Origin of the sequence: Thalassospira tepidiphila MCCC 1A03514 (assembly GCF_001662875.1) — a bacterium.
GTDB classification, from domain to species: domain Bacteria; phylum Pseudomonadota; class Alphaproteobacteria; order Rhodospirillales; family Thalassospiraceae; genus Thalassospira; species Thalassospira tepidiphila.
The window spans coordinates 399,415-411,756 of the sequence record NZ_JPVZ01000001.1 but is presented as its reverse complement, the minus strand read 5'-3'; the positions used below and the strand labels follow the sequence as shown (position 1 = coordinate 411,756).

The 12,342-nt window shown below is 53.9% G+C and carries 10 protein-coding genes; 5 read left to right on the top strand and 5 right to left on the bottom strand.

Features of this window, described 5'->3' with window-relative positions:
• Positions 1 to 87 precede the first annotated feature (87 nt).
• Positions 88 to 810 carry a GntR family transcriptional regulator gene (locus tag TH4_RS01790; protein ID WP_040822962.1) on the bottom strand — a complete coding sequence of 241 codons (723 nt, stop codon included), beginning with the start codon at positions 808 to 810 and terminating at the stop codon, positions 88 to 90.
• Between the two features lie 175 nt (positions 811 to 985).
• Between TH4_RS01790 and TH4_RS01785 the strand changes: the two genes are divergently transcribed.
• Positions 986 to 2,002: an aromatic ring-hydroxylating dioxygenase subunit alpha gene (locus TH4_RS01785; protein ID WP_064779688.1), complete on the top strand. Its 1,017-nt coding sequence runs from the start codon at positions 986 to 988 to the stop codon at positions 2,000 to 2,002.
• A gap of 153 nt (positions 2,003 to 2,155) precedes the next feature.
• Positions 2,156 to 3,190: a TRAP transporter substrate-binding protein gene (locus TH4_RS01780; RefSeq protein WP_064779687.1), complete on the top strand. Its 1,035-nt coding sequence runs from the start codon at positions 2,156 to 2,158 to the stop codon at positions 3,188 to 3,190.
• Positions 3,191 to 3,338: 148 nt separating this feature from the next.
• Here TH4_RS01780 and TH4_RS01775 read toward each other — a convergent pair whose 3' ends face one another.
• From TH4_RS01775 to trxB, 4 genes are all read right to left on the bottom strand, one after another.
• Positions 3,339 to 3,809, bottom strand: coding sequence for a Dps family protein (locus TH4_RS01775; RefSeq protein WP_008889506.1), 471 nt, complete (start codon positions 3,807 to 3,809; stop codon positions 3,339 to 3,341).
• 888 nt (positions 3,810 to 4,697) lie between these two features.
• Positions 4,698 to 6,086: an adenylate/guanylate cyclase domain-containing protein gene (locus tag TH4_RS01770; RefSeq protein WP_064779686.1), complete on the bottom strand. Its 1,389-nt coding sequence runs from the start codon at positions 6,084 to 6,086 to the stop codon at positions 4,698 to 4,700.
• 924 nt (positions 6,087 to 7,010) lie between these two features.
• Positions 7,011 to 7,943 (bottom strand): LysR family transcriptional regulator, encoded by a 933-nt coding sequence (locus TH4_RS01765; protein ID WP_064779685.1) that lies wholly within the window; start codon positions 7,941 to 7,943, stop codon positions 7,011 to 7,013.
• 311 nt (positions 7,944 to 8,254) lie between these two features.
• Positions 8,255 to 9,205, bottom strand: a complete 951-nt coding sequence (gene trxB / locus TH4_RS01760) for a thioredoxin-disulfide reductase (protein ID WP_008889516.1) — start codon at positions 9,203 to 9,205, stop codon at positions 8,255 to 8,257.
• Between the two features lie 345 nt (positions 9,206 to 9,550).
• Here trxB and TH4_RS01755 point away from each other — a divergent pair, with 345 nt between their 5' ends.
• From TH4_RS01755 to TH4_RS01745, 3 genes are all read left to right on the top strand, one after another.
• Positions 9,551 to 10,036: an Lrp/AsnC family transcriptional regulator gene (locus TH4_RS01755; protein WP_008889517.1), complete on the top strand. Its 486-nt coding sequence runs from the start codon at positions 9,551 to 9,553 to the stop codon at positions 10,034 to 10,036.
• 406 nt (positions 10,037 to 10,442) lie between these two features.
• Positions 10,443 to 10,781 (top strand): hypothetical protein, encoded by a 339-nt coding sequence (locus TH4_RS01750; RefSeq protein WP_064779684.1) that lies wholly within the window; start codon positions 10,443 to 10,445, stop codon positions 10,779 to 10,781.
• A 17-nt stretch (positions 10,782 to 10,798) separates the two neighbouring features.
• Entirely contained in the window at positions 10,799 to 12,262 is a 1,464-nt protein-coding gene (locus TH4_RS01745) for a methyl-accepting chemotaxis protein (RefSeq protein WP_064779683.1), read from the top strand.
• Positions 12,263 to 12,342: the final 80 nt, after the last annotated feature.

The window sequence follows — 12,342 nt, the reverse complement described above, 5'->3', positions numbered from 1 at the left end:
GTCTGTGGGCTTGACTGGATCCAGATTAGATCAATTGGATCCAATTTTGTCAAACCTGATAGGTCGGAAAATGCGAGGCAGGGTAGATTATGCGGTATCTTCGCGTTCGATGACGGTGAAGTTGTCGGGCATATCCTGTGTCGGACCAAGGATTTGCGTATAGCGCAGTGCCGCATTGGCATGTTCACGCATCAGGGCTTCGGCGCGCGCCCCCTGGCCGTTGTCGATGGCGTCAAAAATGATGTGATGTTGCATATGACTGAAATTGAATCGGCGGAATTCGCCGGTCATGTCATCGCGGTTAAAGGCGATGGAAGACACGGATGCAAATGGCAGGTGATCATTGCGCGACAGCGCATCTTCGATGGCGATGTTGCGACTGGCCTCGATGATGGTGTTGTGAAAGCGCATGTTGAAATCGTGATAGATTTCCATGTCTTCATCGGTCAGGAAGCCCTTGGAAAACAAGGCGTCACCCGTCGACAGGCATTCAATCAGGTGGCTGCGCGCCGGAAGGGAAATGCCGCGTTCACTGGCAAGGCGGGCGGCAAGTCCTTCGAGCACGCCGCGCACTTCGATGGCATCAGCAATTTCGGTCGGGGTGATGGCGCGCACGGTGTATCCGCGACGATCCCCTTTGCGCAGCAGGCCTTCCTGTTCGAGTGTCCGAAAGGCAATCCGGACCGGCGTGCGCGATACGCCAAGCCGTTCAGCAATCGGGATTTCTGCAACCCTTTCGCCCGGTGGAAGTTCCCCGTTGGCGATCATTTTCCGCAAGGTGATCAGGACGCGCTGGCCGTGTTTGCTCATGCCGGTTTCCGTTTTTGTGGCTGCCGGGCGATCATAGTTCAGATCGAATTGTTTAAAAAGCATCTTGCCAAATTGGATCCAATTTGATTACGCTTAGAAGCATAACAAGAAATCTTGGTGGTAAAAATTCCACCTGCAAGCAACCTTGATTGGCCTTGCGCCAAGGGAGAGAAACATGTTCCTGCGTAACTTCTGGTACGTCGCAGGCTGGGACGGCGAAATTGGTCGCACCCCTGTCGCGCGCACGATCTGCAATGAAAATGTCGTTTTGTATCGCCGTGCCGACCGGTCACTGGTCGCGCTTGAAGACAGCTGCCCGCATCGCCTTCTGCCGCTGAGCCAGGGTTATGTCGAAGGCGATCGTCTTGTGTGTGGCTATCACGGGCTGGAATTTGATGGTGATGGCGCATGCGTGCATATGCCCAACCAGCAAAGCATCCACCCCGAGGCCTGTGTGCGCGCCTACCCGGTGGTCGAGAAGGACCGCTTTGTCTGGGTCTGGATCGGCGATAAGGAAAAGGCTCACGAGGCACTGGTGCCGGAAATCCCGCATGCGTCCGAAGAAGGCTGGGTCTTTGACGGCGGTACCTATGATGTGAAATGCGGGTATGAGCTTTTGGTCGATAACCTGATGGATCTGAGCCACGAGACTTATGTGCATCCATCCAGCATCGGTCAGCTTGAGATCACCGAAAGTCTGCCCCAGACGCGATCCGATGACGAAAGCGTCACGGTTGAACGCTGGATGGAAAACATCGTGCCGCCGCCGTTCTGGGCCAATAACCTGAAATCCAAGGAAGTCTGCGATCGCTGGCAGATTTGTACCTTTACCCTGCCATCGAATGTGATGATTGATGTTGGCGTTGCGCTTGCCGGGACCGGCGCGCAGCAAGGTGATCGATCCAAGGGTGTAACCGGCATTGTCGTGAACTGCATGACGCCGGAAACAGAAACCACATGCCGCTATTACTGGGGCATGGTGCGCAACTTTGACATTGATGATAACGGTCTGACCCAAAACATCAAAGATGCGCAGGCCAAGGTGTTCTATGAGGATCTTGAAGTGGTTGAAGGTCAGCAGGCCAATATGCTGCGTCATCCGGAACGCAAGCTTTTGAACTTCAATATTGATGCGGGCGGTGTGCGTGCACGCCGTCTGATTGATCGGGCACTTGCTGCTGCGGCGGAATAACCAACGCATAAAAAGACAAAGCCGGATCCGAACCGGTCAAAGAACGCTACCAAAAGAGAGAGACGCTCAGTGCTGTGAAACACCGCGCCAAAACCGTGCCAAGCGGGCGGGGGGTGCTGAGCGCATTTTCAGGGAAAACGTCTGAGGTTGAAAATGTTAAAACGCCTGTTTGTATCGGCAGCAGTTGCTGCTGGCTGTTTGGCAAGTGCGCTTTCCGCGCAGGCCGAACCGGAATTCACTTTTGTGCTTGAACATGTTCTGGGGCCGAAGGCAACAGCACAAGCCAAGTTCCTTGAGCCCTGGGCCAAGCGGATCGAGGAACAATCTGACGGTCGCATCAAGATCGAGATTTATCCGGCGATGGCGCTGGGCGGCAAGCCGACCGAGCTTTACAGCCATATTCGCGATGGCGCGGTGGATCTGGGGTGGAGTGCACTTGGCTATACGCCAGGTGTCTATCCGCGCAGTGAGGTGTTCGAGCTGCCATTTGTTCATACCGGCAGTGCGGCCATCACCAACATGGCCATTCAGGATATCTATGAAGAGCACCTGTCGCAGGACTTCGACGATATCAAGCCGTTGCTGATCCATGTCCATACCGGACAGGCGATCTTCACCACCGAGAAAAAGATCGAAAGCCTTGCTGATGTCGAAGGCATGAAACTGCGTGCGCCGTCACGCACCGGCGCCTGGATGCTGGAAAGCTGGGGCGCACAACCGGTCAGCATGCCGGTTCCTGATTTGCCGCAGGCCTTGTCGCTTGGTGTCGTGGATGGTGCGTTGATCCCGCACGAGGTCGCCATTCCGTTCAAGATCCCGGATATGACCCAGTATGCCATCGAGGGTGATCAGGGTGTCCGGTTTGGCACGCTGGTCTTCATGTTTGCGATGAACAAGGATCGTTACGATGCCCTGCCAAATGATCTGAAAAAGGTTATTGATGATAACTCCGGCCATAACATCGCGCGCGAAATTGGCGAGGCATGGGACGCAATTGAACCCCGCGGTGAAGAGATTTTCGCCAAATCGGGTGAGTTGGTGACGCTTTCAGCCGATGAGACCGCAAAGTTCGCCGCAAAGGCCGATGAAGTGATTGATCGCTGGATCGCGGAAATGAATGACAAGGGTGTTGATGGTGCGGCCATTGTTGCGGCTGCACGTGCGGCGATTGCCAAACACAGCCAGTAAGTAGCTTTCAGCCTGCTGACCGGGTTGCTCCTTTCCCGGTCACAGGCATCGTGCGTCGCAAGGGTGTGGTGTTCTTGTGACGCACATATATAAAAACGGCCCGGAATGTTCCGGGCCGTTTTGCGTTGGGGACGCGAAAAGTTGGTGCTTAGCCTTCAAGCAGGGAGCGCAGCATCCAGGCAGTTTTTTCATGGACCTGAATACGGGCGGTCAGAAGGTCTGCGGTGGCGTCATCGTCCGAGCTATCGCAAATCGGATAGAGCGAACGCGCGGTCTTGATCACGGTTTCATGGCCTTCGACCAGTTGTGCAATCATGTCCTTGGCGGCAGGAACACCTTTTTCTTCCTTGATCGCCGTCAGTTCGCCGTAAGCCGAGAAGCTGGCCGGCGCATAGGCACCCAGCGAACGGATACGTTCGGCGACTTCGTCAATCGCGGTTGCCAGTTCGGTGTACTGTTCTTCAAACATGGTGTGCAGGGTCTGGAACATCGGACCCGTCACGTTCCAGTGGAAATTGTGCGTTTTCAGATAGAGCGCATAGCTGTCGGCCAGAACGCGGCCAAGTCCGTCGGCGATAGCGGTGCGGTTGGATTCATTGATGCCGATATCGATCTGCATGTTTATCTCCTTTCGCCGCTTTCAATCCAAGCGGGCTTTGTGCTTTTTCGTGTTGAAGGCAGTATGAATGACAGCTGTTAATTACACCAATTGATTGTCTAACTGTTTGCGATAGGGCAATTCTATTAAAGGAAGTGGGGTTATTTTTAAGGGTCCCGCAACGTGGTTTTCAGGCGCTTGGCATCATCCAAACCCGACAAAAACCCGGGTATTTGTCTGTGTTACTGATCAAAAGAAAAGCCGATATGGTTCTTTTGGGTTTGATGGGCGACAGTTGAATTCAATGAAATCAACATGTTGCGTTTCAGGTGCCTTTATTGGAACACAATTCGCCCTGAAATGGCCCAATGTGACCTGTTTTCCCGCCTTGATTTCCGGGCATATTCTCAACTGTCAGTCGAGGACGTGGTCAGCAGTCTCTGTCCCCCCTCACGATACTGGCCCAGATGGTTTCAGGTTGTTCCCCCACCTGAAATACCCCGGCTGACTTGGTCTCCCCAAGACCATGAATGACCCCGAATAGATTGGGGCGGGTTTTATCCCGCCCCACTTTTTTGTCCGGATGGCGGGGCAGCAAGATCACCCCATATCAGCGCCGCCGCAATTGCCCCAATTTGCCCCCAAATGGTCATCAGACACCGTATTTTGAGCCGCATTTCAAAGGCATATTCCTAACTGTCGGATGCGAAAACTTCGATGCCGTGCCCCTCCCTCACGGCGCATCGAGGCCCGGAACGGACGCCCTTATCCCCCAAGGCGTCATGCACCCCACGGGCAAGGCAGCGCATCTGACAGGTCTCCCCAAGACCATCTGTCCCCAAAGCCCGGGCGAGCTTACAGCTCCCCGGGCTTTTAATTTGTCCTGGACGTGCCGTTTGGTCACGATTTTCAGGCGCGTGATACCGTCTGGCGGGCCGTGTCTTGCGCCGGGGTGTGACCGGTGATTTTGATTGGTGTGAGAGAGAAGATCTTTGTCGGGTTTTCCCGGCCCCGCACCGTGACATCGCCGCGCGGCGTCCATGCCGGAATATCATCGTGGTTGCCGCAGGCACGGACTGTATCTTCCGTTGCAAGGATATAGGTGCCGAACTCCTTGTTCAGTGCCTCAAGCCGCGAGGCGATATTGACGTTGTCACCATGCACCGTAAAGGTCAGGCGGCTTTCGGAGCCGACCGCACCCAGAACAATTTCACCTGAATTGATCCCGCAGCGGGTTTTCAACCGCCCGCCATGAGAATAAATGCGCCGATTGGCGAGCTCCTGAATGGCAAGGGCGGTGCGCACGGCATTGAGTGCGTGATCGGTGTCGGGGGTCACGGCATTAAAGGTGATCAGCATCGCGTCGCCTTCAAACTGGGTGATGACCCCGCCAAAATGCGAAATCACCGCGTTGGTTTCGGTGAAATATTCATTGAGCATGGTGGCCAGTTCTTTTGGCGCGAGCTTTTCGGCGATTGATGAAAATCCTTCGATGTCGGTGAACATTACCGTCGCGTTGACTGCTTCACCGCCGCCGGGCCTGATCTGTTGTTCGGCATGGGTAATGCGATCGGCAATTTCGGGTGACACAAAGCGCGACAGATCGCGGGCGGCAATTTCATCCGTGACAGCCCGGATAAACGATCTTTTGGCCCGCATCACGGCGACGGTCAGAACAGCCGTAACCAGCAAAATGGCGATAATCTTGTCAATTTCAGCCCCGATCAGGATCGAGTTTGAGGTCAGGTAGGTCACATAATCACGCGTGATCATGCTTTTGCCGCCCTCCGACCAGATGACATAGCCAGTCAGAATGATCCAGCCTGCCGCCGCTGTCCCGCCAGCTATCAGGATATAGCGCGGATCAAAGCGCAGGCTGCGCAACGCAATGAAGATGAAGACATAGAGCACGGTCGGCGCTTTGAGATAAAAGCTTGCTGGCTGCATGTACTGGATATGGAAGCTCCAGATCAGGACCATCAGAAGACCGATATCGGCGATCACCGAAACAGTCAGGAACCAGGTCGAGAGCTTGTTGCGATAGGTCAGGGCAAGGCGTTTGAGGGTAAACAGGTAATACAGGCCCAATGCCCATGGCACCGGATGGATGCCATCGGACATCACGGTTTTGGGGGAGATGGCATAGAGGCTTGCAAAGATCGTGACCAGCAACAACTGCACCCAGCCGATCAGCTTTTCGCTTTCATATTGTTGTTTTTCGATCGCGCTCTGGACGCGCTCTGGCAGGTGGCTGTTGGCATTCTTGCCAAACAGGAAGGCGCTCAGCGTGCTTTTCATGGAGCCGATGTCCCGATCATGCAGATGGGTGTCCCTATTGGACACAGTGATTGCCCATAGTGAAACCAAGGGCGGCACTTGCCAAGTCGAGATCGGGTGACGGCTGATCACAGCTGCGTGCGAGCAGGCGCAATGGGGAGAAGGCGAGGAGGTCGATAAAGCAAAAAAAAAAGCCGGGCAACAAATGTGCCCGGCAAGTTTATCAGGGAGGCTTCACGTCTGGGAGACGTAGGACCCTTCGCAGGGCCCTGGGTAAGCCGGACAGGGCGTCCGGCTAAAGACCGACATAATCGGTCAGGGAGAAAACTCTGTACCGCGGTGCGGAGTGTTCCGCTGCGGTTCGAGGGAGAAGATAGCGTTTTTGACGATAATGACCACTGCCAAATTGCTTTTTCAGCCATGCATTTTCTGCATAAATATATTGGGACGTTTAGAATGATGTCAAGTATTTGATATTTATACGGTTTTACGAGTTCGTTCTGACGGTTTTCTGGCTAGATCACTGTTTGCGGGGATAATTCATTGTGCAGGGGCACAAAAAAAAGCCGGTAGCGGGGGAGCTACCGGCAAGATCAACAGGGAGGCTTACGTCTGGGAGACGTAGGGAATCTCTTGAAGATTCCAGGCCGGATATCGTTCCGGCGGACGGATCGTCCAAAGATCAGGAAGCCGGAGCAAGCTCGCTTTGTGCGGATGCTCACAACTTATGATATGAATATAAGTGATCCTTGGGTGGACCAAAAATAGAATGACTACAAGTCAACCATGCGTCAGGCGCATGACAATAAAATGTCAGCAATTTTAAGACATTATGGCACGACTGATATTTGATGTGCCCCGATATTGGTAAAACACCCCATAAACGCCAACAGCCCGGCAGTGCCGGGCTGTTGCAGAATCGGATAGAAGATGATGTCCGGAATTCTATTTCTCGGTCGTGGCACTGGCGCTGGCGGCTGCCGCGGCCTTTGCTTTGACCTTTGAAATTTCCTCGATCAGGAAATCACGGAATACGGCGATACGTTTGGAGTGCCGCAGTTCTTCCGGATAGACGAAATAGGCGTCAAAACTTGGCCCTTCGAGTTCCGGCAAGATGCGGACCAGATTGCTGTTGGTTGGCAGCAAGTAATCGGGCAGTGCCGAAATACCAAGACCGGATTCGGTGGCGCGGAAAATGCCATAGATATTGTTAAGCTTCAGGATCGGGCGCATGTCCGGTTTGAACTGCTGTGCGGTTGCCATCATCCAGTTGACGTTGGAAACCGGCGGACGGGCATCCGCGCCATAGATGATCAGGCGATGGTCCTTGAGGTCTTCTGGTGTTTTGGGCATGCCGTGTTGCTTGATGTATTCCGGCGATGCAAACACGTGATAGCGCAGCGTCATCAGCTGGCGCTGGACAAGGTCGGCCTGACGGGGCGGCTGCATGCGGATGGCAACATCGGCCTCGCGCATGGCAAGATCGAGTTCCTCGTCATTGAGCACCAGCGACAGTTCGATTTCCGGATACCGTTCAAGGAACTCGTTGATGCGGGGCGTCAGCCAGGTCGAACCGAAGGCCACGGTTGTCGTGACCTTGAGCGGACCGCTCGGCCGTTCCTTTGATTCGCGAATGCGGGCTTCTGCCATGGAAAGCTTGGCAAAAACATCATGTGCTGTGCGATACAGCAGCTCGCCCTGTTCTGTCAGGATCAGGCCACGCGCATGGCGATGGAAAAGCGGGACTTTCACGCTTTCTTCGAGTGCGCTGATCTGTCGGCTGACGGCCGACTGGCTCAGATTAAGGTTTTCCCCTGCGTGGGTGAAGCTCCCGGCTTCGGCAACAGCGTGAAAAACACGCAGCTTGTCCCAGTCCATAGACCTGCTCCTAGATGTGCCAGCGCACGGTCGATGCGCAGGACCCCTGATAATTGTTCTCTTCTTTTATGGCCAATTTGGTTTCCACACTATTAAGTGCATCACAAGCTTTGACCAAGTGCATGATTATTCAATCAATATGAGGCCTGTGACATTTTCTGCAAGAAGACATTTTCCTGCAAAGTCCATGGCGTGGTGCGGTTTTCGACGCAATGTCAGTCAATTGGCCGGATCGCGGCCGTTTGAAACGATTAAAAAAGGGGACGCCAGATGCGTCCCCTTTGGTCTTTAGGCTCATTTGCGCCAGAAGATCAGGCTTCTTGCTCTGCGATGAACTTTTCTGCCTCAAGGGCGGCCATGCAGCCCATACCAGCCGCAGTCACCGCCTGACGATAGACCTTGTCGGTAACGTCGCCTGCGGCAAAGACGCCTTCGATATTGGTCACCGTGCTGCCCGGCTTGACGAGGATATAGTTCTCGTCATCCATGTTGACTTGGCCTTTGAACACAGCCGTTGCCGGATCATGGCCGATGGCAACAAAGAAACCGTCGGCCGGGATATCAAGTAGCGCATCGGTTTTGACGTTGCGGACGCGTACACCCTCGACGCCGTCCATCGGACCATCACCGCCAAGAATGTCTTCGACAACGCTGTCCCAGACAACCTCGATCTTTTCATGCTTCAGCAAACGGTCCTGGAGCATTTTTTCCGCACGCAGTTCATCGCGGCGATGGATCAGGGTGACCTTGGAGCAGATACCGGCAAGATAAAGGGCTTCTTCAACCGCGGTGTTACCGCCACCGACAACCGTGACCGGCTTGTTGCGATAGAAGAAACCATCACAGGTCGCGCAGGCCGAAACGCCACGGCCATTGAACTTCTCTTCGCCCGGAAGGCCAAGCCAGCGCGCCTGCGCGCCGGTCGAGATGATGACCGTGTCTGCGATGTACGTATCACCGGAGTCGCCCTTGCAGACGAACGGACGTTTGGAGAAATCGACTTCGGTGATCAGGTCATGCACCATTTTGGTGCCGACATGCTCGGCCTGGGCCTTCATCTGGTCCATCAGCCACGGACCCTGAATGACATCAGCGAAGCCAGGATAGTTTTCGACATCAGTGGTGATCGTCAACTGGCCACCCGGCTGAAGACCCATCACCATCATAGGTTCAAGGTTCGCGCGCGCGGCATAAATCGCTGCGGTGTACCCGGCAGGGCCGGAGCCAATGATGAGGACTTTGGTCTGATGTTCCTGGGCCATGTTCTTTGTATACGTCCGAGATGAGTAAAAACAGAGATCGAACATATGGGCAGTCCGGGCAAGACGCAACCGCTTCACGCAAAGTTTGAGCAGCTTGTTTCGCGTTTTTTGAATGGTGAAATTTTACGTTTGAAACAGGTAGTTTCATTGTGGCATCGACGGGTATCGGAATGGTCGTGCAGGATGGCGGAAATTTGCGCCAAAAAGCAGATTTTTCAGCGTTTTCAGTTACGGCATCCAAGCACAAGATTGCATTCTGATGCGGATTATATTATTGCCAGCAACTTGCCTCGCTGTAATATTGTTTCAATCGGGGTAAGTTTCGCGCACAGAATCGAGGAATAAATGCAACGGGTCAAACTCGACAAGATCGACCGCAGAATTTTGCGCGATCTGCAGGAAGATGGCCGCATGACCAATGTGGAACTTGCACGCCGTGCAGGTATTTCAGCGCCCCCCTGTTTGCGTCGTGTGCGCGCACTCGAGGAAACCGGTTTCATTCAGGGCTATCATGCCGATGTGGATGCACAGGCGCTGGGCTACAACGTGACTGTGTTTGCAATGGTCGGGCTTGCCAGCCAGGCAGAACATGATCTGCGTGCATTTGAAGCCCGCGCGGCCGCTTGGCCGGAAGTCCGCGAATGCCACATGGTGGCGGGTGAAATGGACTTTCTTCTGAAAATCGTCTCGCACAGCTGGGATGAATATCAGAAATTCCTGACCACCGAACTGACAGTTGCCGAGAACGTCAATCACGTTAAGTCGGCACTTTCGATTCGCACTGCGAAAAACATGCCCGGAGTGCCGATCGATATTGAGGTCGAAGACTGATTAGTCAGTTTTTACGACATCTGACATTCCTGACGAACCCCGCAGAAACCGGCGCCCAGAAGCGCCGGTTTATTTGTTTTGCGCCATTTTATCGTGCGAGCAATCTAATCAATCCTATTCGACCTATACATATTGTTATGTGCCATTGCGCCTGATCAAAGACGCCATCTATTTGGCAGTTAACATGATCCGCATCAGATGATTTGCGTAAATAATCCCAGATAGACGGCCGTCTTCGTCGATTTCAAAGAACACTGTGCCCAGGGCGCAGAAACATCTCGCCGCGTGTCCTTGTTGCTTGCCGGTATAGTGCATACATAAAGGGTGCCTATCCATTCGAGGTCAGTTTTATATTTTGGGATAGTAATTGGAATTATTTCAAAAACATACGGAAGTGACGCCAAGATTGTCTTCGGAAGAAGATGGCTGGCGCGGGATTGTGCCAACGGGGCTGTTTGCCTTTGCGGGTGTGGTGCTGCTTGTCATTCTGTCCTATCGCCCTTCTGAAGCGCTTCAGGGGGTTGGGATGGTGTTCCCGTTTGACATGACCGAGGCAGAGATCCTTGAACGGGTGGTTGCTTCTGGCGGTCGCGTTACGAGGTTCGGTGGTTTTGGGCATATGGCTGTTGTCGTGCATGACGATGGTGTGGTGCCAGAAGCCGACGATTTCGGCGCTTTGTTTACCCTTTCTCCCTTGATTGCGTCGGTCTGTTTTGATGCTGACGCCAACAAAAATGCCTTTTGATAATCGGGTTTGAACCTATGGAAAAGTTAGTAGAAATTCGCGCCAATGCGATCAAGGCCTTGTTCGTCATTCTGGCAATTCATATTCCGCTAAGTGCGGTCGCCGGATATTTCGCCAGCAGTGACGCGGTTTCGCCATTGATTGCCAGTGCGATCTTTGCGGCTGTTGCCTTCGTCGTTTGCCGTGCTGCCGGGCCGCAGGCCCAGATTTCGCGCTTTATTGTTTCTTCTGCGATGATTTTGCAGGTCGCGGTACTGGTCTATGCCTTCCGCGGACATGAATGGCAGATCGACATTCATATGTATTTCTTTGCAGCACTTGCTGTGCTTGGCGCGCTGGTGTGCTGGAAAACGATTGTTGTTGCAACCGGCGTGATAGCCCTGCACCACCTGATCCTGAACTTTGTTGTGCCCTATTGGGTCTTTCCGGAAGGCGCCGATTTCTTCCGTGTGGTTTTGCATGCGGTAGTGGTGATTGTTGAGGCCGGGGTTCTGGTCTGGTCGTGCAAAAGCCTTTATTCGACGTTGGCGCATGCCGATATTGCGCGGAGCGAAGCCGAAGAGGCCGCCAAATCTGCACAGGATTTGCTGGCCCAGAACGAACAGCTTCGTAAACAGCGCAACATTGAACGTGATAACTTCAAGCGCGAATTGGCAGATCAGATCACCAGGATGATTGGGAAATCTGCCGGTGCAGTGGATGCGGAATCGGTTCAATTGCAGAAGCGTGCGCAGCGCCTAGATGATCGGGCGCGTAAGGGCCGTGAAGCATCACTCGGTGCGGTTCATGCGTCCGAGGAAACCTCGCAGAATGTTCAATCAGCGGCCTCAGCCGTTGAAGAAATCAACGCGTCCGCCGACGAGATTTCGCGTCAGATCGTGCGCGCCCGTGAAATCACCGACAATGCGGTTGCGCGTTCCTCAACCGCAAGCGAGCGGATCGAATGGTTGTCCAAGGCGGCCGAGAAAATTGGTGAAGTCGTCAACCTGATTACCGATATTGCGTCCCAGACCAACCTGCTGGCACTCAATGCCACGATTGAGGCGGCGCGTGCCGGTGAAGCGGGCAAAGGCTTTGCGGTTGTGGCCAACGAGGTCAAGAACCTTGCCAACCAGACAGCGCGTGCGACCGACGAGATTGCCCAGCAGATTTCTGAAATTCAGGCGGCGACGGGGGATTCCGTTTCGGCCGTAAACGGGGTTTCGGAAACCATTGGCGATTTGGTTGAAGTCACAACCACGATTTCAGCAACGATGGAACAACAGCAGGGCGCAACGCGCGAGATTGCGCAAAGCCTGAATGTCACGGTTGACGCAACCCGCGACCTTTCGGACCTGATCCATCAGCTTTCCGAAATTTCCGATCAGACCGGGGAAACCGCGACAGAGCTTCTGGGCAGTGCGGATCATCTTGGTTCGGAAGCATCCGATCTGAACCAAAATGTTGAAGAGGTTCTCGATCAGTTGGCGAAATCGGGATAAATCGCAATACGCGTCCCAACCTGCGAAAAAGCCGGGCATTTGCCCGGCTTTTTCTTTGTCTGTGTCTCAGATGAAATTCT